The following is a 25,239-nucleotide window of genomic DNA, read 5'->3' as shown; positions in this document are numbered from 1 at the left end:
TTGCGTTCTTCATTGTATTTTCATTTTTGCTCTAAAGGTTCAGTGCATGTCTTCTGATCAGTCGCGGGACGAACTGCTATCAAAACTCAACCTGGAAGCCTCCCAGATCAAATGGCGTGATCTGCAGACCTACTTCGCCCGTGGGCATGTGGTCCGGGTCTCGCCTGATCTGGATCTGCTTGCAGTGGCCGCCGAGCTGGCGGCGGATAACAAGGCGACCTTCGAACACTGGATGTCCAACGATCAGGTGGGCCAGGTGACGCCCGATCAGGCTCGTCACTGGTATGAAGAAGACAGTGAGCTCTGGGCCGTGGTGATTGCGCCCTGGGTACTGGTTCAGGACCGGAACGACCATGTCCTGCATTGACCCGGCGGCAGGCCTATGCTGACGGGTGCACTGCTGATACTGGCACCGCTGTTCCTGGGGTTTGCTGTCCGTCTGGAAAATCGACGGGTGATGACCGTTATCCACTATTTGGTGGAATCGCTAGTGTATTTCATTCTGGCGCTGCTCGGCCTTGGCCTGGGGCAGATGAGCGGTCTGGCGGATCAGCTGGCGGGTATGGCAGTGCAGGTCTTTGCCCTTGTCGGTGTTCTGCTGGTGGCCAATCTTGCCGGGCTCTGGTTGCTGCACCAGTTCCAACCCATGGTGCCGGAAAAGGCAGACCCTGCGGCCGCGCCTACCGGCTATCGCCGCCTGTTTCTCGCTGGGCTAAAACCTCTACTGGCCGTGCTGGCCGGTGTAGCGGCAGGGTACTGGCTGCTGCCGGACCTGCCCATGGCAGAGGGCCTGGCTACGGCGATGTTGATGCTCCTGTTGCTGTTAATCGGCCTGCAGCTGCGCAATGCGGGGCTGTCATTGCGACGCTTGTTGTTCAATCGTCACGGTCTGGGTATCGCCCTGGTCCTGGCGGGCAGTTCTCTGCTGGCGGGTCTGGTGCTGGCACCTATGCTGGACACCGGCTGGTACCAGTCGCTGGCACTGGCATCGGGATTTGGCTGGTATTCCTTGTCCGGGATCGTCATCGGCGACGCTCTGGGTCCGGTCTGGGGCGGCGTTGCCTTTCTCAATGACGTGATCCGGGAGATTATTGCTCTGGCAATCATTCCCTTGTTGATCGCCCGGCGACCGGGTATGGCCATTGGCTATGGCGGCGCGACCGCCATGGATTTTACCCTGCCCATTATTCGCAGTAGCGGCGGGCTTGCCTGTGTACCGGTGGCGATCGCCTCCGGGTTTATTCTCTCGTTCCTGTCTCCGGTGCTGATGGCGGTGTTTCTGTCGCTGTCGGCGTGACCGGCTCTGTCGCACGGGCCAGGTGTGCCTTGTGCCACTGGTCGCAAAGACGTTTTACCGAGCTCATGACATCCAGCAGGTCGTCGCCTGTTTCCGGCGTCAACAAGCGCTGAACCATCATCCCGAGAACAGTGGACTTGAGGCGCTGGTATTCGATAGCGGCGGTGTTTGCCGAATCCTGTCCGATTTCCCGGCTATTGATCAGTTCCCCAACAGCGGCCAGATACCGGTCAATGGCCGGGCCCAACGCTGCCGGACCGATGGAGCGGTAATCATTGCGAAGGCTTGAAAGCTGGGGTGCAAGGCTGGCGGCCTCGGCCAGGTAGCGGCAGGTTCGCACGCTGTTAGTCAGCGCTGTGACGGTTTCTTCCAGACTACCACCGGTTCGCACTTTGGAGATGTAGTCAGTGATGGTGTTGTTCAGTCGCTGAGCGGCAGACGCCTGTGCAAACAATTGGTCAGGCGGTAGTTTCGGCTGCGCCAGGCTGGCTTTCAGCAGAATTCCGGTCATCCCGAACAGACGATTCATTTCCAGCCGCGCTGCGGACAGGGCCAGGTCAGGCGTGGTGATTAACGTGCTGTCGAGATAGCGGGGTTCCGCGTTGTCCTCTTCCCGGCTCCGGAAGAGTTTGCCGAGAAGCCTCGCCATCCGGCCGGTCAGCGGAAGCATCAGCATCGCGCCCAGCACATTGAAAAGGGTGTGGAACAGCGCGAGAGAAAGGGCCGGGTTTGCCTCCAGGTCCATGGCGTCTGCCAGCCAGGCCACCAGCCAGAGCATGGCAGGCAGAATGATTAGAGCAAGCAGGCCCGTTATGGCATTGAACAGTATGTGGCCAAGTGCAAGGCGCCTGGCATTGGCGGTCGCTTTGAGTACCGAAATGGCGGCGGTTGAGGTGGTGCCCAGGTTGGCACCAATGACTGCCGCCGCGGCGCTCTCCAGCGGTATCAGGTTGCCCGCTGCGGCGGTCAGAATCATGGCCAGCGCAGCACTTGAGGACTGGGTCAGCAAGGTGGCCAGAAACCCCATAAGGAGAAAGAAGGGCAATCCGTAATTTCGGCCAAAGAGCGTTTCACTTCCTAGGCCAGCGGTTAGGCCGTCCAGTGATTCTTTCAGCAGAGCCAGGCCGAGGAAGAAGAGAGCGAAACCGGCAAGAGCTTTCCCCAAAGCCTGATATCGGGGCGACGGGGCGGCGATTTTCAGTGCCACGCCTGACGCCAGAATCGGCATTGCCAGGGCCTCGATCTTGAAACCGAATCCGACGAAGCTCACCAGCCAGCCGGTCATGGTGGTGCCGATGTTGGCACCAAAAATAACGCCCAGGGACTGGGTCAGGGTCAGCAGCCCGGCATTGACGAAACCGATGGTGGCGACGGTAACGGCACTGGAGGATTGCACGATTCCGGTAATGAGTACGCCGGCACCCAGCCCCCGCAACGGCGTACGGGTCCATTGTCCCAGCAGGTGTTTCAGGTGGTGGCCCGCAAAGTTCTTGAGGCCATCGGTCATCATTTCCATGGCCAGAAGGAAGAGCGCCAGGCCGCCCAGAATCTGGAAAACAGAGGACATCATTCGAGGAATTTTATTACATCAATGTTGTATAGCTCCGGATCCACCGAACGCAGAATCCGGTCCTGATTGTCGGGCCTGGCCAGATCCATCCTGGTCACGCTGACGGGCGCGCGGGCATGGGTATCGTACATGACGCGAAGCACGGGCAGTCGCTGATCGTCGTCGTTGGTTTCGACGACCACGCCCAGGCGGCCGCTTTCCAGCAGCACCAGGGATCCAATGGGGTAGAGGCCGACGCAGCGGATGAACTCCCTTACCAGTTTCGGGTCCAGATGATCGCCGCTCCATTCCAGCAGCTTTTTCAGCCCATGGCTGGGGGTAACCCCCCGGTGATAAACCCGGTCAGCGGTGATGGCGTCATACACATCCGTAATGGCGACCATGCGACCGTATATCGAAATTTCTTCGCCCTTCAGTCCTTCGGGGTAGCCGGAGCCGTCCAGCCGTTCGTGATGCTGGGCCGCGGTAATAATCGAGAGCTCGCCAATGCCTTCGGTGGTGGCCAGTATGTCCCGGGAATGTCGGGCATGGGCTTTCATCACCTCGAACTCCTCGGCGCTCAGCCGACCTGGTTTGTGCAGGACTTCGTCCGGGGTCAGAATCTTGCCGATGTCGTGCAGCAGCGCGCCTACAATGGTCTGATGCAGGGCGTCGGATGACAATTTGCGGTACCGGCCGAACAGCGACATCAGTACGCTCAGGTTGACCGAATGCTCCAGCAGGTAGTTGTCTTTCTCGCGGATCCGGCCCAGGCAGCTGAGAGCGTTCGCGTTGCGAAAGACCGAGTTCTGCAGTTCGTCAGCCAGTTCGTGAATCGGGGCGATGTCGATGGCACCGCCCAGTTTGACGTTGCTCATCAGGTTGCCGACCAGCCCCTGGGCCTGGGTGTGGATCTGCCGGGCCTTTTCCATCTCTTCCGCAACCGAGGTCTGCCTGGCCATGCCCGGTGTCAGTTCGCCGGCGCTATCAAGCAGTTTCTCGTTGCGCAGGTCTACGTCCCGGGCGGGTTCGGAATCCTGCGTGTCCAGGCCTTTAGCGGCGTCGATGTAGACGTGTTTGACCCCCATGCGCCGGATTTTATCGATGGTTTCGTCTTTCTTGATAACGCCGCGTTTACGCTGGGTGTTGTGGGGAATCCAGTCGTTGTTCAGGTCGGTGATGTACATACCGACCTTCAGTGCCGTGATGGGGATGCGTTTGATCATGTATGTGGGAAAAACGTCCTCAGGCTATTGGCGTAAGTGGACGCCAGAACATCCTGCAGCGGCAGGTCTTTAACCTCGGCAATTTTTTCGGCCACAAACGGGATGTAGAAAGGGGCGTTTTCCTTGCCGCGATAGGGCACCGGTGCCAGGAAGGGCGAATCGGTCTCCAGCAGAATCTGTTCAATTGGAGTCATGCGAACGATGTCCCGGACATTTTCCGCCTTGTTGAAGGTGGTGATGCCGTTAAAACCGAGGCACCAGCCTTCACTGAGGGCATACTCGGCCAGGCCGGGGCCGGACGTGAAGCTGTGAATCACGCCCCGGCGCTTCAGCGATCCCTCGAATTCCTTCAGAATGTCGATGGTATCGTCATCCGCCTCGCGGCTGTGAATCACCACCGGGCGGTCGGTGTCGCTGGCAATCTGCAACTGGCGCCGGAACACCTCGCGTTGCACATCGCGATCAGCGTTGTCGTAGAAATAGTCCAGGCCGATTTCGCCGACCGCCACAATCTTTTCGTCGCCAGCGTGGGCGCGGATTTCCGCCTCGGCTTCATCGGAATATTTTTCGGCATCATGGGGGTGAACGCCCTGGGTGCCGTAGACCCAGGGAGCGGTCTGGCTGAGTTCACGCACCGTGCCCAGGTTTTCCGGGGAGACGGCAATGGTAATCACCCGCTCGATGTTTACCCGCTGCATTTCCGCCAAGGTGTCTGCCAGCGGCCGCTCCTTCAGGTAATCCAGATGGCAGTGGGTCTCGATGATTGGATGATCGAAAACGGGTATCTCGCGACGTTTTTTACTCATTATTGGCTATTTCGCTCCATCGCAACCGCAGCGGGGGCTGCTATCCTGAGTGATTAGTCACAACAGTTTAACAGCTTGTCTGATTGTTGACCTGCATCGCAACGATAGGGGCTTTGGATGAAATCGACGGACGCGATCGGACTCTGGGCCAGACGCTGGTGTTTTGACACTACCAGACGGAGTTTCAGTGACTACCCGACGCTACTGGACGAGGATGTGGATCTGCCCGGGCTTGAGGCCAGTCTGGATGAGATAGGCGAATTCCAGCGACGGCTCTGGGCGAACCGTGAAAAGGCGTTACTGATCATTGTTCAGGGCCCGGATACCAGTGGTAAAGACAGCCTGATTCGCACCCTGGCCACTTATACCGACCCCGCAGGCTTCCATGCCTGGTCATTCGGCCGCCCCGAAGGCGCGGAAATCAGGCACGACTTTCTCTGGCGGGTCTCCCGCCTGTTGCCCGGCCTGGGGGAGATGGTCGCCTTCAATCGGAGCCATCATGAAGCGGCGATTGCCGAGCGCGTTTGGCCCGTGCACGCGCCGGAAAGTTACAACTGGGCCAACCGCTTCCGGTCAATCCGGGAGTTTGAGCGCCACCTGACCGAAGAAGGTACAACACTGATCAAGATATGGCTGAATCTCTCAGAGGATGAGCATCGCAGGCGATTACTGAAGCGTCTGGACAAGCCCAGAAAGCGCTGGAAATTTGATGAATCCGACATCGACGGCTGGGAAAAACGCGGTCAGTATGAGGCATTCGCTGAAGAAGCCGTTGCCGCGACCCACACTGATGACGCACCCTGGTATATCGTGCCTGGTGATCGTAAGCCCCATGCACGGGCCATTGTTGCCGCAATCCTTGCAGAAAAGCTGAAGCAGATGGCGCCTCACTACCCGCAAGAGCATGCCGGTGTGCTGGAGGCCTATCGGCGTCTGCTGGCTGGAAGCGGATCAGACTGACCCTTCCCGCTTACCGGAGTTCCCGAATCAAGGAGTCTGTTCATGCACATAGCAGTGGTTGGTGGCGGCGTTGTTGGTGTTGCCACCGCTTATGAGCTGAATCGCCGTGGCCACAGGGTAACCGTGCTGGAGCGCCACGGGGTCGCCGGCAATGAGACCAGCAAGGGCAACGCCGCCCAACGTTCCTATGGCGTGGTATACCCCTGGGCCGACCCTGCTATGGTGACCAAAGCCATCCCCTTTCTGCTGAAAAAGGATGGCCCCCTGAAAATGTCGTTGCCGCCGTCCAGGAATACCCTGCGGTTTCTGTTTTCCACCCTTCGCTATGCCTGGTCACCGGGCCTGTTTGGCCTGAACAAGCGCGCCATGCTGAGGCTGGGTATGCACAGCCGGGAGAAGTTTCTGGCCCTCGAGCACGAAGTGAAGCTGACCTTTGATGGCGGCCACGGCGGCCTGCTGCACCTGGCCAGTACGCCGGAAGCGCTGGAAGGCTATCGCACAACACATAAGCTGCTCAACGAGCTGGGCATCGCGTCCCGACTGCTTTCTCCGGAAGAGGTGCGAAAGGCCGAGCCGGGAATGACTGGCACCGGGCCTCTCTATGGCGCTCTGAGCTATGACACCGACGGCACCGGTGATTGCCATATGTTCTCCCGGGAGCTGGCGAAGGCCTGTGAAGCCAGAGGCGTCAGTTTCCGTTTCAACACCGACACTACCCACCTTGTGGCTGACGACAGACGGGTAACCGGTGTGGCGGTTCGTTCTGCAAATGGCGCAAACCAGACCATTGAAGCGGACGCGGTGGTGGTCTGTGCCGGCTGCTGGTCGAATGAACTGACCCGCTCCCTTGGCCTTAAGCTCCCCATCTATCCGGTGAAGGGTTACAGTCTGACTGTGCCAATGAAAAGCAACGATCAGGGGCCGCTGTCCACCATTCATGACGACCGCTTCAAGGTGGTTTCCACCCGTCTTGGCGATCGCCTACGTGCCTCCGGGTTTGTCGAAATGGCCGATTTCAACCGCGACATTCCGGAGCAACGGCTGGCGACCATCCGCAAATCCGTGGAGTCCCGTTTTCCGGGCTGCGCGGACCTCCATGCTGCGGAGACCTGGACCGGCTTCCGCCCCATGACTCCGGACGGGCCGCCGATCATTGGTCGTGGCCCGCGGGAGAACCTTTACCTCAACACCGGCCACGGTACCTTTGGCTGGACGCTGTCCGCGGGCAGTGCCAGCGTAATCGGTCAGTTGATTGATGGCGAGCAGCCGACCGTATGTCTTGATCCGTTCCGGCCCGGTCGGTTTCGGGAGTAGTTGCCTTGGCGTTCTCTTCCTATGGCGCCGGGTGGCAACAGCTGAATGAGTGGCTACACGAGCACCGGGAGTTCTGGCGGCCGGCCCCCTTTACCAGCCCGGCACCGGATTGGACGCTGCGCTGGCCGGACATGGCCCGACAGGTTAGTGGCTTCAGTGACGACGACTGCCAGCGTTTTGAAAACGACCCGGTCGCGCTGGCGAGTTCGCTGGCGCCGCTGCTGCCGTCTTTGTCCAGACTGCAGAAGCTGACAGACCTGCCGATGCTGACCGACGAGTTAACGGCGCAGGCGTGCACCCTGCCGGAAGTGCGTGCCCGGGACATGCCGGGGCGTAAACGCCTTCAGTCTGGCGCCTTCTCGGCGGCGTTGCGACCCCTTGGCGCCCCGGTTGTGGACTGGTGCTGCGGCAAGGGGCACCTGGCACGAACGCTTTTGCCGTTTTCCGATCACCCGGTTACGGGCTACGACTGGTCCCCGGCGCTGGTGGATGATGGCAACCGGCTGGCGCAAAAAGCGGGCGATGCAGTGCGGATGCAGTGCCAGGATGTGATGGCGGATGACCTTCTCCTGCCGGATAACAGCCACGGCGTTGCCCTTCACGCCTGTGGTGACCTGCATCGCAGGTTGTTGAGGCAGGGCACTGGTCAAAGCCTGCCGCGACTGAGCATTGCGCCCTGTTGTTATCATCTTTCTGAGGCTCCGCTATACCGGCCACTGTCGCAGGCGGCTGCCGAGTGGGCCGGGTGCCTTCGCCTTGATCGGGCGGACCTGAAACTGGCGGTAGAGGAAACGGTCACCGCGCCGGCCCGAGTGCGTGATCAGGTGCAGAGGTTCAGCCGTTGGCGGCTGGGCTTCGATGGCCTGCAGCGGGAATTGCGGCAGGTGGACGACTATCTCCCCGTGCCCTCGCATCCGAACCGGATAGCGAGGGGCAACTTCCGGGAGTTCTGTGGCTGGGCTGCCGAGCAAAAAGGGCTGAGCTTGCCGGACAATGTCGATTACCCGGCCTGGGAGGCGTACGGTGCGAGCCGACTGGCGCAGGTTCGTCGGCATGAGCTCATCCGTCACCTGTTCCGCCGCCCACTGGAGCTCTGGCTGGTGCTGGATTATGCGTTGTTTCTTGAAGAGCAGGGCTATCGTGTGCGCATCGGCACCTTTTGCCAACGGCACCTCACGCCGAGAAATCTGCTGATTGATGCCAGGCTTGAGGGCTGAACGGGCTCAGGGCTTGCGGTAAACCACCTTTTCCACGCAGCCATTTCTGAAATACACGTAGGTGAGCTCGTAAAGGGCTCCGTAATATTTGGTCTGGTAAACCCAGGTTTCCTGGGGCGCGGGATAGGTTTCCGGGGGTTTGCCGAAGGCGTCGATAACGTTTTCCCGGGTCATGCCTTTGACCACCTGCTCACGAATGAGATAGCGGCGCAGATCCGTGGAGTTTATATACCGGCAGGTGTCGGACTCGGCTTCGCTATTGGAAATTTCCGGTTTGGGCGACGTTTCTGGTTCCGGGGCCGGGGGCAGGTTCTGACCAAAGTTTCCGCCAATGCGGTTATCCTGGACGGTAATCTTCTCGGCGCCGTCACCGCAGGGTTCGTCCGCAAAGCGGACACCGGTTTCCGACTCACAGCGGTAGATCTCAGCCGCTGCAGGGCCCGGCCAGCCAATCAACACGCCTGCTGCCATCGCAACCACTTTCAGCATAGTGACCCCGCTATATATGCGTTTGCCCGACCGCTGTCATGGCAGGCACTTCGCCCTGAAACAGAAAAGGCGCCCGGAGGCGCCTTACTGCTCTTGCTCTGTCATAGTCCATACGGCCGACCGGCCAATATGGCTTAACGCTGCATCTGGAAGCGAGCCTCAACGCGGCGGTTTTCGGCGCGTCCCGCAGCAGTGTCGTTGCTGGCGATAGGCTCGGCTTCACCATAGCCCACGGCACTGACGCGGTCTGCACTGATGCCCAGGGGTCCGGTCAGACGTGCGGCCACTGCGTCAGCCCGGCGCTGGGAGAGGAAACGATTGTAGTCGTCATCACCACGACTGTCACTGTGACCGGCGATTTCCACTGTGGCTTCCGGATTATTGCGCATGTAGGTGGCTACCTGGGCAATCTCGCTGTCAAAGCGGTCACCGATCACCGAACTGTTGGTGGGGAAAGTCACGTTCAGTTCGATGGTTTTGACAGTCTCGGTCTGACCGGTGCAGCCAGTGGCATCCACTGTTGCGCCTGCGTCCGTGCCCGGGCACTGATCCTTGCTGTTGACCACACCGTCGTTGTCGTCATCCCGTTCGCAGCCACGGTTGTTCACGCTGGCGCCTGCGGGAGTGGACGGGCACTGGTCGCGGTTGTCGGCGACGCCGTCATTGTCGCTGTCAGGCACGCAACCGTTGCTGTTCACGCTGGTGCCGAACGGTGTATCCGGGCACTGGTCCCGGCTGTCCGGTACACCGTCCTTGTCGGAGTCTGCCGGCTGGCTGGGTTCCGGAGATGAATCCGAAACAGTGCGATTGAAAGCCAGGCTGATGCCCAGCGATACCTGGGTGTCAAAGGTGCTTTCTTCAGGGCCATGGAACTGGCGCAGATCACCACGCAGTGACACGGTTTCGCTGATGTTATAGCGGACACCGCCACCGACGTTCACCCGTGTCTCGTCATGGTCTGACCCGAGGGTGTTATAGCCGATCCCGGCGTCTCCAAAATCGGTATTGCCAGCGCCCAGAGCCACGTAGGGATTCCAGGACTCTTCCTGGCCGGCAAAATAGTAGAGTGCATCCAGGCGCATGTCCTCGTAGTCACTGTGCCCGGGTACGTATTTCTGGCCAATGCTGTCCGAGGCATAGACCCCTTCCAGTGCCCAGTGGGGTGAGAAGCGGTATTCCACGCCAATACCGGTGATGCCGTCTTCTTTCAGGTCACGTTGGTCGTCAAACACCTGATAGGCAATGAAAGGATTGATGTAGATGGTCTGCTTGCTATCCGCCAGAGCCGGCGTGGCCATTGATGCTGCCAGAGCGGCGACTGTCAGTGGGCGCATGATGTTCATGCGGAACCTCCTGTTCTGTTGTCGTTGTGTTGGGTCTTTCTCGTTATTTTTTATAAGGTTTTTAATCTCACTACGGTAAATTTACGTTACAGATTCAAAAAAAACAAAATAAAGCCGGTTAATGTTGTCTCTGGCCCCGGTTCAGGGTTCTTCTGTAAGGCCCGTAAAATAAAGGTGTGCGCTTTTCTTACTGAAGTTCAGCGTGTCGCCGGAGTCAAACCTGACTTCGAAAGACTGGTTATCCTCTCCGGCTACGGATCCGGGGCCCAGCACCGCATGCTTCAGCCGTTGCAGGGTCCACACCGGCCGCTCCCCGGAAGTGTCGGACTGCCGGGCGCCGCTCAGAGTGACGGCTTCCCGGGCGGCATAGCGTTCGGCGGTTTCGGTCAGCGGTGCGCTCAGGGTGAGCTGATACTCGTCATTGTTCCGTTGCTCCAGCCAGCCTCCGAGTTCCCGGGAAAGGTCAAAACAGAGTTCGCTGACAAAACGGCTGGGGCCCAGATCCCCTTCCAGGTGGGAAGGGCCGCTCAGGGGGCGTGTAATCAGATGAAGACTATGTCTTGTGCGGGTCATGGCCACGTAAAGAAGGCGGCGTTCGCTTTCAAGAAACCCTTTGAGGTCCTGTTGGGATCTGGGGCTATAGGGCAGATACTTTTCCTGCAGGCCGGGCAGTATCACCGTCGACCATTCCAGCCCCTTGGTGCGGTGGATAGTCGAGAGCAGCACACCGCCGGGCCCGTCTTCGCCCGCCTGCTTTCGCTGGCCTGCCTGTTCCTTCAGTGCTTTCAGGTGAGCCAGGGCGCCGGCGCAATCCACATCCAGTGATGCCAGATAGCCCCTGAAGCCCTGAACGGTTTCGATACGCTCTTCCGCCGATTCGTGAGTCAGAGCCAGGCTGCGGATACCTTCGTTAAGCTCCGTGGCTTCGGCATACTCGCGGATGACGTCCGCAACCGGGCCCTTGTGGCCGTTCAGGCGGGCCAGGGTTTCCCCCAGTTTGCGCAGCTTGCGGGCCGCCATGGGTGCCAGGGCGTCGAAGTCCAGAGCCAGCAACCGCTCATGCCAGCCGTTGGAAAATCCGGACAGAAAACGGGCAAGCTGTTCCAGTTCCGGCTCCTTCAGACCCACATGGGGAAAGCGCATCAGATGCCGGGCGATATCCAGTCGGTCTTCGTCGGGAAGATTTGGCAGGCGGTTGCCAATCACGCTCAACAGGCTGGTGATGGCCTGAACCTCGCGGCTGAAGAGCGCGCCTTTGCCCGCATCAATGCGATAGGGTACCTGTTGCGCCAGCAGTTTCAGTTCAATGGGAACGCTCTGGCTCCAGACCCGGAACAGAATGGCAGTGCTGGCAAGGCTGGCGTCGTCCATCGGCTCCAGCAGCTTTACCACGGTATCGCTGTCATTCTCCTGCTGGTGCAGGGTGATCCGCGTGTCCGGCGTGATGGGGTGAGAATGGCACTGCACGTCTTTGCGGCCGGTGTTGTGACCGATCAGGTGATTGGCCAGCAGTGCCACCTGGTGTCCATACCGGAAGGTGTAACTCAGGGTCTGCTCCAGGGGCTGGTCAAACTCCTCGCTGAAGCGGGTGAGAATGAACTCTGGCCGGGCACCACGGAACTCATAAATGGTCTGGTCCGGATCCCCCACCACCGTCACCCGGGCACGGTCTCCGGCCACGTAACGCAGCAGCAGATGCTGGATTTCGTTGGTATCCTGATACTCGTCCACCAGAATCATATCCATCTTGTTGCCCACCAGCCGCTGCAGCGGAGGATTCTGGTGAATCGCCATCACCGGCTCGTACAGCATATCGGCGTAGCTGATGCGGCTCTGGGATTTGCGCCATTGCTCAAAACTGTGGAACAGGTCAATCAGGTAGCGGTGTTTGTCGGAATACCCCAGCTCCTCGAAAACGATCTCGGCGGGGGAGAGGGTGGTCTTCACCCGATCAATGAAACTGACGGCGGTTTCCACAAAGTCCTTCTTGTTGCGCTTGATCTCGTCTTCCAGATCCTCCGGCGCCAGCCGCCGGGTCAGTTGCCAAGCCTGAAAGCTGATTTCCTGGTCGGTGAGAATCTTTTCCGAAAATCCCGGCAGATAGCCATCTTTGATAAACCGCCGGTAAAGCCGCAGCCCCATGGCATGGTAGGTCCGTACTTCCGGCAAACGCAGTCCGGTATTTCGACTGACGTCCCGCAACTTCCACTCGAAATCCTCCCGGGCGCTACGGTTGAACATCAGTACCAGCAGCCGGTCGGGATCGTGGCCCTGTTGCAGCAGATAGCGAATGCGCCAGGCCAGGGTAGAAGTCTTCCCGCTACCAGCCACGGCAGTGATTACCGCATGCTCAAATCCGGCAGTAATGATGTCGTTCTGCTCACCAGTCAGAAAATCCGGCAGATCCGTAGCGGTATCAGTTGCAGTAGATGTTAGGGTTGGGCTCGTCATGGCGCTATTGTACGGAGCAACTGGCAGCGCAGATACCAGTCCGACATAATTGCGTTCACCCCGGGGCTCGTTGGCGGTTTGGGACAGGGGCTTTCAAAACTGTGCGGAGCCATGGATGGCGGAGCCCAAGGGTCACATGGATGTGCCGTAAGGAGCGTGTTTTGAAAGCCCCTGTCCCAAACCGACACTCCCCCCAAGCTAAATGGAGAAAGATTTATGGCGACGACTGCTGAACCGGTCAATGTTTTAGGCGAGAAACTAGAGGTCTGCGGAACGGACCCGCAAACTGGCTTCTACCGCGATGGGTGCTGTAACACAGGCCCTGACGACTTGGGCGCCCATGTGGTGTGTGCTGTGGTCACGGACGAGTTTCTGGAATATTCCAAATCCAAAGGTAACGACCTGAGCACCCCGAGGCCGGAGTTCGGTTTCGAGGGCCTGAAAAGCGGGGATTCCTGGTGCCTGTGTGCCTCCCGCTGGCAGGAGGCTTTCGAGGCTGGCTCTGCGCCTCGTGTCAAACTAAAGGCCACCCACCGGTCCGCGCTTAAGTATTCGACTCTGGACGACCTCAAGCGTCATTCAATGGATCTGAGTTGAGCCTTTGACGACCGTGCCTGATCAGCCGGGCGTTTCGGCCTGGCGGCAATTCCAGCGGCGTCTGCGGGAGGCCGGCCACCGGCGGTTGGTGTTGCTTGAAGGCGACCGCCAGGCGTCCCTGGACTGGCTTGCCGAACATCTTCCGAAGCTTTCTGTTGCGCCCGGCGTCTGGGTCGGGAAGGACGAGGCTCCCTCAATTGAGGGCATTGATCCCATCCCGGCAAAGCATGCCCGACGCTGGCTGGGGCGGGATCTAAGCTGTGTCGTCTGGGACGGCTGGCAGGGCAATCCGCCGGACGGGCTGGCAGCGCTGGCGGGTACGCTGGGCGCCGGCGGTTTGCTGTTCTGGTTGATGCCGCCGCTGGATCAGTGGCCCACCTTCAAGGATCCGGACTACCGGCGGGTTGGGCTGGATTCGTCCTCCGTACATCCGTTTCTGTCCCGTCTGGCCCGCGTGATTGCCGACGACGCTTCGGTGATTCGTCTGCAGGCGAGCCAGGGTTCTGCTGCCGCGCTTCCCGAACTGCCTGTTGGCGATCCGCCGTTTCAGGTGCAGGCGACGCCGGAGCAGATCAGGCTGATCGAGAGCCTGGTAAAGAGCGGCCTTGGCCGGCGTCGCAGGCCGTTGGTGGTGACCGCAGACCGGGGTCGGGGTAAATCGGCGGCGCTGGGAATGGCCGCTGCCAGGCTGGTTGCCGAAGGTCGTAAGCAGGTGGTGGTCACCGCGACCGGCCCGGCCGCGGTCGAAACGCTGCTTCGTCATGCAGAGCCTGCCGTCAGTGAAGGCAGGGTCCGGTTTTTCTCCGTGGACGATTTGCTGGAGCATCGCCCCGAAGCCGAGGTTGTCATGGTGGATGAAGCCGCTGCGGTGCCGCCAGATCGGCTGAAACAGATCCTTATGGGCTGGCCCCGGGTGGTGTTCGCAACCACGGTTCACGGCTATGAAGGGGCCGGGCGGGGCTTTTCCGTGCGGTTTCGCTCTGTGCTCGACCGGGAAACACCCCACTGGAAACAGATTGCTCTCCAGGCGCCCATCCGCTGGTCTGAATCCGATCCGCTCGAACCCCTAATCAGCCGAATGTTTCTGCTCAATGCCGAGGCCACAGGCTTGCCCGATGGGGAACAGCCACGAAAACCGGTAACTGTGGAGCGGTGGGAGCCAGCCAGTGCACCTGACAACGAGCTCGAGCAAAGCTTCGGGTTGCTGGTCGATGCCCACTACCGCACCACGCCATCGGACCTGCGGCAGTGGATGGACGATCCCTCGGTGGTGAGCTGGCGGGCAACGGTTGATGGCGTCGTTGTCGGAGTGCTGTGGGCGGCCCTGGAAGGTGGTCTGGATGATGCGCTGGCAGAGCAGGTGATGCTGGGTCGGCGGCGCGTTCGTGGCCAACTGTTGCCGCAGTCGCTGGCGTTTCACAGTGGTTTCGCCAGCGCCGCCCGACAGCAGATATTGAGAGTCGTGCGGGTTGCGGTCAGTGCGAATGTTCGTCAGCAGGGCGTCGGTACTGCTCTGGTTCGGGCTGCCCGCGATTATGCCGAGGCCGCAGGCGTGGATGCCCTGGGCACCAGCTTTGGTGGCAATGCCGAGCTGGTGACATTCTGGCAGTGCAGCGGGTTGGTGCCGGTCAGGCTGGGGTTGTCCCGTGAGCACAGCAGTGGGGAGTTGCCGCTACAGATGTTGCTGGGCACCTCGGAACCGGGGCGAGCGCTCACAGAAGCATTGCAAGATCGCCTGGCGCGCCACTGGTTAACGCTGGTGCCCCACAACTGGCCTGATCTGGAGCCACGGTTGCTGCTGCAGTTAACCGCCAGCCTGCCATTGGTCCAGCCGCTGAACGAAGACGACCGGCGGGATCTGACAAGTTTCGCCCGGGGCCACCGCGGGTTTGACCTGACTCTGCCGGTGTTGCGCATGCTCTCCATGGCGGATGGCATTGCCGCGCGGCTGCTGGCTGATGACGATTCCGGTCTACCAGTACTCTGGGCCCGTGCGGTTCTCCAGGGCTGGAGCTGGTCCCGGTTGCGCGGCTACGGTCTTTGTCCCGGGCGTGAGCAGGGCGAGGATCGGCTGCGCCTGGCCGTGCAAAATCTTTTGCAGAACCGGCCGGACTTGTGACCAGCTCGATTTAATTCTTGCCTGCGGGTAACCAGAATAACCGCATTCATGTTCAACCAGAGACCCGATAATCATGGCCCAGGGAACCGGACCCACCTTTCACACTGTTTTGCTGACACTAATGATCAGCCTTTTACTGGCCGGCTGCGCCAGCCCAAAGCCTTCCAATCTCGCCCAGCGGGAAGCCTCAGCGGCCAATACGCCACTGATAGAAGCGGTCAGCCGTGGTGATTTCGAGAAGGTTCAGGCGCTGGCGGAATCCGGTGCCTCACTGAACACCCTGACCGAGCAGGGAACGCCGCTGGAAGCCGCTGTAAAAGCCCGTGAGGACCGTATTGTCTGGTTCCTGCTCAGTGAAGGGGCGTCACCTGACCTGGTCGGGAGCGCCGAAAGAACGCCATTGATGACGGCAGCGGCGAATGGTGATCGTCGGCTGGTGCGCTTGCTGCTTTCCGCCGGTGCGGATGTGAATGCCCGGGATGCCGGTGGCGCCACGCCGGTGATGCTGGCCGCCCGCAGTGGCCATTTGCCGGTGGTAAAGGTGTTGCTGGCGGCCGGCTCCAATGTCAATGTCAGCCAGGATGGCCGCTCACTGCTGATGCAGATTGTTGAGGGTGGGGATCTGTTGACCGCCGAAATGCTGGTCGCTGCCGGTGCCGACGTGAACTATCGCAACGACCGGGGCGTGACCGCTCTGGATATTGCCCGTGCCGAAAACAACCGTGACCTGGAAATGCTGCTGATTCAGGCCGGCGCGGAAATCTGAATAGGGTTCAGTCGAGCTTCATTGGATCGGTGCTGTCGTCGAGCGTCGGTGTGAAATGGCTTTCCACCACGTCTTCGGGTACCTCCGCGACGGAGCCGAACGACCATCTGGGGGACTGGTCACGATCAATCAGACGTGCGCGGATGCCTTCTATAAGGTCGGGTCTTTCGGTGCAACGGGTGGCCATGGTCAGCTCCATCCGGAAAATATCCTTCAACGACATCTGCTGCGCTTTTCTGAGCTGGGTCCACACCAGCCAGGCTGTTACCGGACAGCCTCCCCGGAGGTTGGCGGTGGCGGCCTGCCACCAGTCCGACTGTTCATCTGCGTCCAGAATCCGATCGACAATCTCCGGCAGATGATCGCCAGCGCTCAGGCGGGCAATGGTCTGCTCATGTCGTGCCAGCTCACTCTCCGGTAACGCGCGATAGTCAGGGAGTTCAAGCTGGCGGAACAGGCGGAACAGACGGTTGTCATCAACAGCGCACTCGCCACTCCAACGTTCCTGTTGCAGGCGCGAAACCAGTCCCTCTGCCTGCTCCGGCTGCAGAACCATATCCGCAAGTCCCACACGCATGGCATCGGACACGTTCAGGCGGGCACCGGTCAGGCCCATGAACAGGCCCAGCCTTCCCGGCAGGCGATTCAGGAACCAGCTGGCGCCCACATCCGGGAACAGGCCGATAGAAATTTCCGGCATCGCCATGACGATATCCGGCGTGACCAGCCGGTAGCGGCTGGCGGTCAACAGCCCCAGCCCACCGCCCATCACGGCACCATGGGCCAGGGTGATGACCGGCTTTGGAAACCGGTGAACCGTGTAATCCAGGCGGTATTCCCGGGCAAAGTAGCCCGCAGCTCGGGTGGGCTCTTCCGCTTTCCCGGCGTCTTGCGGTGACAGGACCTGGTAAAGCTCGCGGATATTGCCGCCGGCACAGAAGCCTTTCTCCCCAGCGCCCCGCAAAACCACCAGACAAATTTCCGGCGACGCTGCCCAGCCATCAAGCGTCATCTGCATACGGTCGATCATGTCACCGGACAGGGCGTTGAGTGTTTCCGGCGTGTTCAGTGTGATGACGCCGACAGAGCCTTCCCGGCAGGGAAGCTCCTGAACCTCTATGGGCATAGGGGGCTCTCCGATGAGTGCAATTTGATATCAATTCGAAAACCCGGCGTATCTGCAAAGGGATGGTGGTATCGGCGCTGCGATGTAACTCACCGGTATGCTGTGCTATAAATTCCGGGGTCAGAAAACTGATATTTAAAAAGAGCGCTTTCTAGCGCCAACAAAATGATGAGAGGGTAAAACCAATGAGTCTGAAACGCTATACCATTGCAGGACTGTTTGTACTGGGTTTCATCTTTCCGGCCGTGTCTGCAGCAGCAGATGCCGAGGCAGGTAAGGCCAAGGCGGCGGTCTGTGCGGCGTGCCATGGCAAGAACGGCATCGCCCAGATTCCCACTTATCCAAACCTGGCTGGCCAGAACGAACAGTATCTGGTGCTTTCATTGAAAGCTTATAAAAACAAGCAGCGCAGTGGCGGCCAGGCAGCCATCATGCAGGGTCAGGCAATGGGCCTGAGTGACACGGATATTGCCAATCTGGCTGCCTATTACGCCAGTCTTCCCGCCGATGGCGGCAAGTAAAAGACGCTAGCCTCAGTCCTGTTTACCGACGATTCGGTAGCTGGGTTCGTAGGCGCCGGAACCGGGCAATTTCATCCGGTTCTGGGCCACAAACTGTTTCAGCATCTCTCCAAGAGGCATCAGCAGCGTTGGATCTCCGGAGATTTCAAAGGGCCCATGTGCTTGTACCTGCTCGATACCGGTCTCCTTGACGTTACCCGCCACGATGCCGCTAAAGGCCTTCCGCAGGTTGGCGGCTACCAGGTGCGCCGGCTGGTCACGGTGCAATGCCAGGTTGCGCATCCGTTCATGGGTGGGCTCGAAAGGCAGTTGGAAGACCGGGTCTATTTTCAGCATCCAGTTGAAGTAGTAGGCGTCCTGCATGGCGCGGCGGAAGGTTTCCACCTCGTGCATGCCGCGCTTCATGGTCTGGGCGACCCGGACCGGATCGTCGATGATGATTTCATATTTGCTGGCGGCTTCATCACCCAGGGCATTGCGGATGAACTCGTCGATCATTTCGAAGTATTCCATATTTTCCTGCTGGCCGGTGAAAACCACCGGAAAGGGCAGGTCGGCATTTTCCGGGTGTAGCAGAATGCCCAGCAGATAAAGGATCTCTTCAGCCGTGCCCACGCCGCCGGGGAAAACAATCACGCCGTGGCCTGCCCGCAGGAAGGCTTCCAGGCGTTTCTCGATATCCGGCAGGATAACCAGTTCATTAACGATGGGATTGGGGGCTTCGGCACCAATGATGCCCGGCTCGGTCAGGCCAATGTAACGGCCGTCTTTTACCCGCTGTTTGGCGTGGCCGATGGTGGCTCCTTTCATCGGGCCCTTCATGGCGCCGGGGCCACAACCGGTGCAGATGCTCAGGCCGCGCAGGCCAAGCTGATGGCCCACCTCCTTGCTGTACTGGTATTCCCGCTCGTTGATGGAGTGGCCGCCCCAGCACACCACCAGATCCGGTCGCCGGCCTGCCTGCAGTACCCGGGCGTTGCGCAGGATATGGAAAACCAGGTTGGTGATGCCCTCTGGCTCATCCCGCTTGAAACCGGCGGCAGACTGGGGAATGGAATAGGAGTAGATGATATCCCGCAACACCGAGAACAGGTGCTCACGCATGGCCCTGAGCATTTCCCCGTCCACAAAGGCGTGGGCGGGTGCGTTGATCAGTTCCAGCTTCAGGCCTCGCGGCTGGGGCACCAGGCGAACGTCGAAATCCGCGTGGGCTTCCATCAGGGATTTGCAGTCATCGGTTTCCACGCCGGTGTTCAGAACCGCGAGCGCGCACTGGCGAAACAGCTGATAGAGCCCGCCCTCGCTTTTATCCTTGAGCCGGTTCACCTCAAAGGTGGACAGAATCTCAAGACTGCCTTCGGGGGACACAAGGGCGTTGATGGTGGAAGCGCTCATTGGCGGAAAAGCTCCTGGAATTGAAAAAAGCCGCAATCGGACAAATGATACATATGTGATGCCCGATTTTGATGCACAAATTGAAAACGGTACACTACTCAATTACTCCAGATTACGCCAATGCGCACAAACCAGACTTTATGAAGCTTTTGATCCGCCCCGCTCCCGAAATTGCCCTAAAGGGCAAAGCTGTGCGCCGTCAGCAGATGCGGCTGCTGCGCCAGAATGTCCGCAAGCTCCTCGGACGCCTGCAAAGCAGTGTAAGGGTGGGCGGCCGCATCCGGGTAGAAGGAACCTGGGATCGGGTCATAGTGGAACTTCCCGAAGACCGGACTCTGTTGCCGGAAGCGATCGACACGCTCCAGCGGGTGCCGGGGGTATCCACAATCCAGGAAATCAGCGTTTTTCCCTGGACGACCATGGATGCGGTGGCTGAGCAGGCCGTTCAGGCATTCCGCAACCGGCTGAAAGGCCGGACCTTTGCTGTGCGGGTTCGTCGGCATGGAGATCAGTCGTTCCGGTCCCGGGATCTTGAGTGTCTGGTAGGCGCTGCGCTTATGTCGGACTGTGAGCCGAAGGGCGTCGATCTCACCCGGCCGGATCTGGAAGTCCGTATCGAGGTCCACGACCATCACTTTCACATTGCCCATCGTCGCCACCGGGGTGCTGGGGGCTACCCCCTGGGGTCGGTGGAAACGGTGATGACACTGATGTCCGGCGGGTTCGATTCGTCGGTAGCGGCCTACATGATGATGCGCCGTGGTATTCGCTCCCATTTCGTGTTTTTCAATCTCGGCGGTGCCGCCCATGAAATCGGGGTACGGCAGGTGGTTCATTACCTCTGGGAGCGCTACGGCGCTTCCCACAGCGCCAAGTTCGTGTCCGTGCCGTTTGAAGGCGTGGTGGGCGAAATCATGAGATCGGTGAACAGCCGCCATTGGGGTGTGGTGCTTAAACGCCAGATGCTGAAGGCCGCTGCCACAATCGCTGGTGAAAACAATGCCACGGCCCTGGTCACGGGCGACTCGGTTGCGCAGGTATCCAGCCAGACCCTGGCAAACCTGAATGTGGTGGATCGAGCCTGCGAACAACTGGTGTTGCGCCCGCTGGTGTCGATGGACAAAGAGGCCATCATTGATATGGCGCGGACAATCGGAACTGAGCCGTTTGCCAGAACCATGCCGGAGTATTGTGGTGTGATTTCCCGCAAACCGGCAACCCGGGCAAAACTTGATCGGGTAGAGGCAGACGAGGCAAAAATGGACCCTGAGGTGCTGTTACGGGCCATTGAAAGCCGTCAGGACACATCGGTGGAACGTCTGCTGGAAACAATGCAGACCCCGGAGGAGGTGGAGCTGGTGCAAACCCCGGCCCGGGAAGACGTGATTATCGATCTTCGCCATCCCGAAGAGGAGGCTGTCGCCCCCCTGAAACTGAACAGCAACCCGGTTCTGGAAATTCCGTTCTATGAGCTGAATGAACGGATCCAGACCCTGCCGGATGACCAGCAATACCTGCTGTACTGTGACCGCGGCACCATGAGCCGGATGCAGGCCTGCAACCTGAAAGCTGAGGGGCACAACAACATCAAGGTGTTTACCCCTCAAGGCCCTTGAAGAATTCCTGAACGTTTTTGCTCAGTGCTTCCAGGTCATACCCGCCTTCCTGAACCACCAGTGTCGGCAACCCTGTCTCGCGGACGTGGGTTGCCAGCCGGCAGAAGCCTTCCGAGCTGACAGACACTTTCGCCTGCGGATCGTTGTGGTAAATATCAAAGCCCAGGGCAAGAATCAGCACATCGGGCTGATACAGCCTGACCGCGGCCAGGGCTTCGTCCAGTTTTGCGAAGAAGTCTTCCTCGGACGATCCGTGGGGCATGGGCAGGTTGATGTTGTAGCCGCGGCCTTCGCCTTCACCACGCTCTTCTTCGTGGCCGGCGACGACCGGATAGAAGTTGGTCGGGTCGCCGTGAATGGACACATAGAGCACATCGCTGCGGTCGTAGAAGATTTCCTGAATCCCCTGACCGTGGTGCATGTCGGTATCCAGTATGGCCACCCGGCCAAACCGCGACCGCAGATGCTCCGCTGCAATAGCGGCATTGTTCAGGTAGCAGAAACCGCCGGCGGCATCCTTACGGGCGTGATGCCCGGGTGGCCGGCAGACGGCGTAGGAGGAACGCTCGCCGGCAATCAGGGCATCGGCGGCACCCAGGGCACTTTGCGCGGACCAGTAGGCCGCCTCCCAGGTTTTCTCGCCAATCGGGCAGCTGCCGTCCGCCTGGTAGCGTCCGGCCTCGGCAAGAATGCCTTTCAGGGCATTGGGTGAGCGTACGAAAATATTCGAGATTACTTCATCGCCCCAGTCGCCCATGGCTTTCCAGCGACGATGAGCCGATTCCAGGAATCGCAGATAACCCAGATCGTGAACTTTCGAGATGGGCGCCGCGCCCTGATCGGCCGGCTGGAGTACCTGTACGCCCAGTTCTTTCAACCCTTCCAGCATCTGTGCCGTGCGATCCGGCACTTCCTGAGGCTGGCGCATCTGCCCACGGGTGAAATAGGTTTTGGGAAGGTGCTGGTCTTGCAAGGGGTGAAAAAATGCCTTCATCTTTGAGGCCTCCTGAATGCGTTTGGTAAGTCGAGTATAGAAGGGGATGGGCGCAGATCAAAACGACGCGCCAGGACTTTACTCGCCCGACTTTACAGTGGCGGTTTCTGCATCCACTATGAGAGACATATCACATTGACGCAAACACGATTTTACCTATTCGCTATACATATTTTAGAGGAGTTCAGAAGATGGAGTCACCATTGCTTCCAAAGCTGACTGGCTACATTGGCGGTCGGTGGTCTGATGCGCCGGCTGGCAACACCTTCGAGGTATACAACCCGGCAACGGGCGAGGTGGTTGCGAACGTTGCCTCCATGTCCGAGGCAGAGGTCAAAGACGCCATCGCCGCTGGCAAGTCAGCACTTAGGCTGACCCAGCCTTACTCCCTCGAAACCCGCCGCAAGTGGCTGGAAGATATCCGTGACGCTTTGAAAGCCAACAAGGAAGAGGTGGGCCGGATTCTGTGTACCGAGCACGGTAAGCCATTGAAAGAAGCCCAGGGGGAAGTGGATTACGCAGCCGGCTTCTTCGATTATTGCTCGAAGCATATACAGGCGCTTGATGCCCATACCATCGCCGAGAAGCCCAAGGACTGCACCTGGACGGTTCATTATCGCCCCATCGGCGTGGCCGGGCTGATCACGCCCTGGAATTTCCCCATCGGCATGATTGCCAAGAAACTGTCGGCCGCGCTGGCGGCCGGTTGTCCGTCGGTGATCAAGCCCGCCAGTGAAACCCCGCTGACCATGATCGCCCTGTTTGCGTTGATGGATAAGCACGTGGATCTTCCGGACGGCATGGTGAACCTGGTGATGGGCAAGGCTAGCGTGATCGGTAAGGCTCTGTGTGAAAGCCCGGACGTGCCCATGCTCAGCTTTACCGGCTCCACCGAAGTGGGTCGCAAGCTGCTGATCGACACGTCTGACCAGGTCAAGAAACTGGCCCTGGAGCTGGGGGGCAACGCACCGTTCATTGTGTTTGACGACGCAGACCTGGATGCCGCAGCCGATAACCTGATCGCCAACAAGTTCCGTGGTGGGGGCCAGACCTGTGTCTGCGCCAACCGCATTTTCGTGCATGAAAAGGTGGTGGATGCTTTCGCTGAAAAGCTGGCCGAGCGGGTTAATCGCATGACCATCGGCAACGGTCTGACCGAGGACGTAGACCTGGGTCCGCTGATTAATAAAGCCGGCTTCGACAAGGTCAAACGCCATGTCGAGGATGCACTGCAGAAGGGTGGCCAGTTGGTGGCCGGTAAAAAGCCGGCCGATCTGGGCGAAGGCCACCTGTTCTTCCCGCCCACCGTGATTTCCGGTGTGACCCGGGATATGGCCTGTTCTCGCGAGGAAACCTTCGGGCCGCTGGTTCCCATGGCTACGTTCCGGGGCGAAGAGGAAGTCATCGAAGCCGGCAATGACACCGAGTTTGGCCTGGCCTCCTACGTGTTTACCGCCGACGCCGAACGCGCCCAGCGTGTGGCCGCCGGCCTGCGGTTTGGCCATGTGGGCTGGAACACCGGCACCGGCCCGACACCGGAAGCACCGTTTGGCGGCATGAAGGCATCCGGTATCGGCCGCGAAGGCGGTCTGGAAGGCCTGTTCGAGTTTGTCGAGGCCCAGACAGTACCGCGGGGCTTCTAAGCCCCGCAAGCGATCAGGGTTCCGGTGTCAGCGCCACCTTGACGCTGTCATCCACCAGGGTGGAATCGAGATAACCGATAGCACCCAGGGTGGATGACACCACGCTTTTCATGCCGCTGGCCGAGGATATTTCGGTCGGCGGCTGCCCCTTCCCGGTCAGGACCTGACGTGCCCAGAATGTCTTCAGCCAGGCGTCCGAACGCTCGGTGATCAGCTCATTGAAGTCGTCTCGCATGCTGTTTCCCGCAGGCAACTCGAAAGCCACTGCTCGCTGGCCGTCCGGCATCTGGGAGCTGCGATTGAGGTAGATGTCACGCACCTGCTGTCGGGTGATGCTGTCCGGCCCGCCGGGGTGGACGATGATGACCAGTTCGGCATGCGCTGTAGCGCCAAGCAACACTAGTACCGCTGCCGCGACCAAAGCCAGCCGGTTCGGTCGCTTCAGTGACAATAAGCCCATGGTTTGCCTCCTGATCAGAATGCGGCGTCGAGCCGGACGGTATAGACGTCGGTGCTGTCGAATGCGTTGTCCGGATTGCCGGCCAGAACAGCCAACTGATTGCCAATCAGCCCGCCAGTGGTATGGCCAAAGCCCCGGGCATGGGTCCAGTCAAACTTCATGGCGACGGACGACACCAGGTCCCAGCGGAAACCCAGGCTGTAGGCCTGGCGGCGCACGTCCAGTACCGCCAGCGGTGTGCCTTCGCGCCGGAAGTTGTCTTTGCTCTCGATCCAGGAGGCGGTCACATAGGGGGTGACTTCGCTGATACGGCGGCCGAATGTGATATAGGCGGAATCCGTATTCTGGAACACGCCGTCTACCTTCACCCGGGTCAGTTCAGACATCAGCAGCCAGGCACCATCATCGTAGGACAGGCCCAGCCCCATGAATTCGGCCTTTTCGTCCTGGCCCAGATTGACCGGGCCGCCAACGCTGCCGACGGAAGCCTCGGCGCGGGCGTAAACGCCGCGGAAGGTCCAGAGGTAATTGGTCCAGTTGGCCGTCAGGCCGTTGAGGTTGCGAAGCTCTACGTCAATGGTTTGACCGAGGGAGTCCGCCTCGTCGTCCAGATGGCCGGCAAACACGCGGGTCTGTAGTGACGAACTGTCGAAGTTGAAGGTATGGGCCAGATCGCCGCCCAGGTAGCTGCGCACCGGTACCGGGTCATAGACCGCTTCCGGCGGGCGGGCCCAGGGCTGGCCATAGCCGATTTCAAGGGTTTCGGATTCCATGAACAGTGGGAGACGCATCTTGCCGGCGCGAACTTCGGTGCCGGTGCGGAACTGGTGGCGCAGGTAGCCCCACTCCAGCTCGGTGTCCCAGTATTCACTGCCGCGGGAAACCAGTTGCAGCACTGCCGCAGTGTTGCGGGCGAGGTCAAAGGTGCCCTGCAGGCCAAACAGGCTCAGGGTCTGAAGATCCGAGTCTTCCGTGGCCTCGTCATAGCCCGCGTTGTTGGTGGCACGGGTATAACCGGTGCTGAAAAAGCCGTTAAACCGGGTTTTCTCCAGGCTGGTTTCGGTCATCTGCTTTTGCAGTGTGTCCAGGCGGGCTTCCAACTGATCCAGACGTTGCTGGTGATCCTGACTGTGTGCGGGCAGGGCAAGAAGGCTCGTCAGAAGGGTAAGCGGAAAAACTGCGCGGGTGGACTTTCTGAAACGGAATAGGGAGTACTTCATACATCAGCTCCTTGATGTCTGATCGCGGCTATCTAATCGCGACTGGGGTGCGCCATCCTGGCTTTGTCAGGGCCGTTTCGGGCCCCGTCTGTTCAACTCGGTCGGAAGTATACATATGTCGTGGGAAATT

General features: G+C 59.7%; 22 protein-coding genes. 11 read left to right on the top strand and 11 right to left on the bottom strand.

Features of this window, described 5'->3' with window-relative positions; translation table 11 throughout:
- Positions 1-46 precede the first annotated feature (46 nt).
- Entirely contained in the window at positions 47-367 is a 321-nt protein-coding gene (locus FPL19_RS06015) for a DUF2288 family protein (protein WP_150911556.1), read from the top strand.
- Positions 368-382: 15 nt separating this feature from the next.
- A complete protein-coding gene (locus FPL19_RS06010; RefSeq protein ID WP_150911553.1) occupies positions 383-1,297 on the top strand; it encodes a lysine exporter LysO family protein in 915 nt (304 codons plus the stop codon).
- On the opposite strand, the gene FPL19_RS06005 is transcribed toward FPL19_RS06010, so the two are convergent.
- The 3 genes from FPL19_RS06005 to FPL19_RS05995 are packed head-to-tail and all read right to left on the bottom strand — an operon-like array spanning position 1,239 to position 4,878.
- Positions 1,239-2,867 (bottom strand): Na/Pi cotransporter family protein, encoded by a 1,629-nt coding sequence (locus FPL19_RS06005; protein ID WP_150911551.1) that lies wholly within the window; start codon positions 2,865-2,867, stop codon positions 1,239-1,241. The two genes, FPL19_RS06010 and FPL19_RS06005, sit on opposite strands and share 59 nt — an antisense overlap.
- Positions 2,864-4,072, bottom strand: coding sequence for an HD-GYP domain-containing protein (locus FPL19_RS06000; RefSeq protein WP_150911549.1), 1,209 nt, complete (start codon positions 4,070-4,072; stop codon positions 2,864-2,866). The genes FPL19_RS06005 and FPL19_RS06000 overlap by 4 nt, the downstream gene beginning before the upstream one ends.
- Positions 4,069-4,878, bottom strand: coding sequence for a TatD family hydrolase (locus FPL19_RS05995; RefSeq protein ID WP_150911547.1), 810 nt, complete (start codon positions 4,876-4,878; stop codon positions 4,069-4,071). Before FPL19_RS05995 ends, FPL19_RS06000 begins: the two co-directional genes overlap by 4 nt.
- Positions 4,879-4,995: 117 nt before the next feature.
- On the opposite strand from FPL19_RS05995, the gene FPL19_RS05990 reads away from it, so the two are divergent.
- The 3 genes from FPL19_RS05990 to FPL19_RS05980 are packed head-to-tail and all read left to right on the top strand — an operon-like array spanning position 4,996 to position 8,369.
- Positions 4,996-5,838 (top strand): polyphosphate kinase 2 family protein, encoded by an 843-nt coding sequence (locus FPL19_RS05990; protein WP_150911545.1) that lies wholly within the window; start codon positions 4,996-4,998, stop codon positions 5,836-5,838.
- Positions 5,839-5,880: 42 nt separating this feature from the next.
- The gene (locus FPL19_RS05985; RefSeq protein WP_150911543.1) at positions 5,881-7,152 is read left to right on the top strand and encodes a D-amino acid dehydrogenase; all 1,272 of its coding nucleotides are present in this window, start codon (positions 5,881-5,883) and stop codon (positions 7,150-7,152) included.
- Positions 7,153-7,157: 5 nt separating this feature from the next.
- Positions 7,158-8,369 carry a methyltransferase gene (locus tag FPL19_RS05980; RefSeq protein WP_225314308.1) on the top strand — a complete coding sequence of 404 codons (1,212 nt, stop codon included), beginning with the start codon at positions 7,158-7,160 and terminating at the stop codon, positions 8,367-8,369.
- Between the two features lie 6 nt (positions 8,370-8,375).
- Here the strand turns inward: FPL19_RS05980 and FPL19_RS05975 are convergent, their stop codons facing one another.
- From FPL19_RS05975 to FPL19_RS05965, 3 genes are all read right to left on the bottom strand, one after another.
- A complete protein-coding gene (locus FPL19_RS05975; protein WP_150911541.1) occupies positions 8,376-8,858 on the bottom strand; it encodes a DUF4124 domain-containing protein in 483 nt (160 codons plus the stop codon).
- Between the two features lie 134 nt (positions 8,859-8,992).
- Entirely contained in the window at positions 8,993-10,201 is a 1,209-nt protein-coding gene (locus FPL19_RS05970; RefSeq protein WP_150911539.1) for an OmpA family protein, read from the bottom strand.
- A 141-nt stretch (positions 10,202-10,342) separates the two neighbouring features.
- On the bottom strand, positions 10,343-12,652 hold the full coding sequence (locus tag FPL19_RS05965) for an ATP-dependent helicase (RefSeq protein ID WP_150911537.1): 2,310 nt from the start codon (positions 12,650-12,652) through the stop codon (positions 10,343-10,345).
- 216 nt (positions 12,653-12,868) lie between these two features.
- Here FPL19_RS05965 and FPL19_RS05960 point away from each other — a divergent pair, with 216 nt between their 5' ends.
- From FPL19_RS05960 to FPL19_RS05950, 3 genes are all read left to right on the top strand, one after another.
- The gene (locus tag FPL19_RS05960; RefSeq protein WP_150911535.1) at positions 12,869-13,249 is read left to right on the top strand and encodes a DUF2237 family protein; all 381 of its coding nucleotides are present in this window, start codon (positions 12,869-12,871) and stop codon (positions 13,247-13,249) included.
- Between the two features lie 13 nt (positions 13,250-13,262).
- A complete protein-coding gene (locus tag FPL19_RS05955; protein WP_150912413.1) occupies positions 13,263-15,368 on the top strand; it encodes a tRNA(Met) cytidine acetyltransferase TmcA in 2,106 nt (701 codons plus the stop codon).
- Positions 15,369-15,441: 73 nt separating this feature from the next.
- Entirely contained in the window at positions 15,442-16,134 is a 693-nt protein-coding gene (locus FPL19_RS05950; protein WP_150911533.1) for an ankyrin repeat domain-containing protein, read from the top strand.
- A gap of 7 nt (positions 16,135-16,141) precedes the next feature.
- Here FPL19_RS05950 and FPL19_RS05945 read toward each other — a convergent pair whose 3' ends face one another.
- Positions 16,142-17,260 (bottom strand): enoyl-CoA hydratase/isomerase family protein, encoded by a 1,119-nt coding sequence (locus tag FPL19_RS05945; RefSeq protein ID WP_150911531.1) that lies wholly within the window; start codon positions 17,258-17,260, stop codon positions 16,142-16,144.
- A 185-nt stretch (positions 17,261-17,445) separates the two neighbouring features.
- Here FPL19_RS05945 and FPL19_RS05940 point away from each other — a divergent pair, with 185 nt between their 5' ends.
- The gene (locus tag FPL19_RS05940) at positions 17,446-17,781 is read left to right on the top strand and encodes a c-type cytochrome (RefSeq protein ID WP_150911529.1); all 336 of its coding nucleotides are present in this window, start codon (positions 17,446-17,448) and stop codon (positions 17,779-17,781) included.
- A gap of 12 nt (positions 17,782-17,793) precedes the next feature.
- Here the strand turns inward: FPL19_RS05940 and ppnN are convergent, their stop codons facing one another.
- The gene (gene ppnN, locus FPL19_RS05935; RefSeq protein ID WP_150911527.1) at positions 17,794-19,176 is read right to left on the bottom strand and encodes a nucleotide 5'-monophosphate nucleosidase PpnN; all 1,383 of its coding nucleotides are present in this window, start codon (positions 19,174-19,176) and stop codon (positions 17,794-17,796) included.
- A 140-nt stretch (positions 19,177-19,316) separates the two neighbouring features.
- On the opposite strand from ppnN, the gene thiI reads away from it, so the two are divergent.
- Positions 19,317-20,792: a tRNA uracil 4-sulfurtransferase ThiI gene (gene thiI / locus FPL19_RS05930; protein WP_150911525.1), complete on the top strand. Its 1,476-nt coding sequence runs from the start codon at positions 19,317-19,319 to the stop codon at positions 20,790-20,792.
- Here the strand turns inward: thiI and FPL19_RS05925 are convergent.
- Entirely contained in the window at positions 20,773-21,786 is a 1,014-nt protein-coding gene (locus tag FPL19_RS05925) for a histone deacetylase family protein (RefSeq protein ID WP_150911523.1), read from the bottom strand. The two genes, thiI and FPL19_RS05925, sit on opposite strands and share 20 nt — an antisense overlap.
- A 191-nt stretch (positions 21,787-21,977) precedes the next feature.
- Here FPL19_RS05925 and FPL19_RS05920 point away from each other — a divergent pair, with 191 nt between their 5' ends.
- The gene (locus tag FPL19_RS05920; RefSeq protein ID WP_150911521.1) at positions 21,978-23,429 is read left to right on the top strand and encodes an NAD-dependent succinate-semialdehyde dehydrogenase; all 1,452 of its coding nucleotides are present in this window, start codon (positions 21,978-21,980) and stop codon (positions 23,427-23,429) included.
- A gap of 13 nt (positions 23,430-23,442) precedes the next feature.
- On the opposite strand, the gene FPL19_RS05915 is transcribed toward FPL19_RS05920, so the two are convergent.
- Together FPL19_RS05915 and FPL19_RS05910 are read right to left on the bottom strand one after the other, a co-directional pair.
- Positions 23,443-23,889, bottom strand: coding sequence for a phosphate ABC transporter substrate-binding protein (locus tag FPL19_RS05915; protein ID WP_150911519.1), 447 nt, complete (start codon positions 23,887-23,889; stop codon positions 23,443-23,445).
- A gap of 14 nt (positions 23,890-23,903) precedes the next feature.
- Positions 23,904-25,109 (bottom strand): hypothetical protein, encoded by a 1,206-nt coding sequence (locus FPL19_RS05910; RefSeq protein WP_150911517.1) that lies wholly within the window; start codon positions 25,107-25,109, stop codon positions 23,904-23,906.
- Positions 25,110-25,239 lie beyond the last annotated feature (130 nt).

It is taken from the genome of Marinobacter halotolerans (genome assembly GCF_008795985.1).
Classification (GTDB): Bacteria; Pseudomonadota; Gammaproteobacteria; order Pseudomonadales; family Oleiphilaceae; genus Marinobacter; species Marinobacter halotolerans.
The sequence above is the reverse complement of the archived record's forward strand: the minus strand, read 5'-3'. Positions and strand labels throughout refer to the sequence as shown.

Coding starts and splice junctions, on each gene's coding strand:
- FPL19_RS06015 (WP_150911556.1), top strand. CDS start 47: ATGTCTTCTGATCAGTCGCGGGACGAACTGCTATCAAAACTCAACCTG.
- FPL19_RS06010 (WP_150911553.1), top strand. CDS start 383: ATGCTGACGGGTGCACTGCTGATACTGGCACCGCTGTTCCTGGGGTTT.
- FPL19_RS06005 (WP_150911551.1), bottom strand. CDS start 2,867: ATGATGTCCTCTGTTTTCCAGATTCTGGGCGGCCTGGCGCTCTTCCTT.
- FPL19_RS06000 (WP_150911549.1), bottom strand. CDS start 4,072: ATGATCAAACGCATCCCCATCACGGCACTGAAGGTCGGTATGTACATC.
- FPL19_RS05995 (WP_150911547.1), bottom strand. CDS start 4,878: ATGAGTAAAAAACGTCGCGAGATACCCGTTTTCGATCATCCAATCATC.
- FPL19_RS05990 (WP_150911545.1), top strand. CDS start 4,996: ATGAAATCGACGGACGCGATCGGACTCTGGGCCAGACGCTGGTGTTTT.
- FPL19_RS05985 (WP_150911543.1), top strand. CDS start 5,881: ATGCACATAGCAGTGGTTGGTGGCGGCGTTGTTGGTGTTGCCACCGCT.
- FPL19_RS05975 (WP_150911541.1), bottom strand. CDS start 8,858: ATGCTGAAAGTGGTTGCGATGGCAGCAGGCGTGTTGATTGGCTGGCCG.
- FPL19_RS05970 (WP_150911539.1), bottom strand. CDS start 10,201: ATGAACATCATGCGCCCACTGACAGTCGCCGCTCTGGCAGCATCAATG.
- FPL19_RS05965 (WP_150911537.1), bottom strand. CDS start 12,652: ATGACGAGCCCAACCCTAACATCTACTGCAACTGATACCGCTACGGAT.
- FPL19_RS05960 (WP_150911535.1), top strand. CDS start 12,869: ATGGCGACGACTGCTGAACCGGTCAATGTTTTAGGCGAGAAACTAGAG.
- FPL19_RS05950 (WP_150911533.1), top strand. CDS start 15,442: ATGGCCCAGGGAACCGGACCCACCTTTCACACTGTTTTGCTGACACTA.
- FPL19_RS05945 (WP_150911531.1), bottom strand. CDS start 17,260: ATGCCCATAGAGGTTCAGGAGCTTCCCTGCCGGGAAGGCTCTGTCGGC.
- FPL19_RS05940 (WP_150911529.1), top strand. CDS start 17,446: ATGAGTCTGAAACGCTATACCATTGCAGGACTGTTTGTACTGGGTTTC.
- ppnN (WP_150911527.1), bottom strand. CDS start 19,176: ATGAGCGCTTCCACCATCAACGCCCTTGTGTCCCCCGAAGGCAGTCTT.
- thiI (WP_150911525.1), top strand. CDS start 19,317: ATGAAGCTTTTGATCCGCCCCGCTCCCGAAATTGCCCTAAAGGGCAAA.
- FPL19_RS05925 (WP_150911523.1), bottom strand. CDS start 21,786: ATGAAGGCATTTTTTCACCCCTTGCAAGACCAGCACCTTCCCAAAACC.
- FPL19_RS05920 (WP_150911521.1), top strand. CDS start 21,978: ATGGAGTCACCATTGCTTCCAAAGCTGACTGGCTACATTGGCGGTCGG.
- FPL19_RS05915 (WP_150911519.1), bottom strand. CDS start 23,889: ATGGGCTTATTGTCACTGAAGCGACCGAACCGGCTGGCTTTGGTCGCG.
- FPL19_RS05910 (WP_150911517.1), bottom strand. CDS start 25,109: ATGAAGTACTCCCTATTCCGTTTCAGAAAGTCCACCCGCGCAGTTTTT.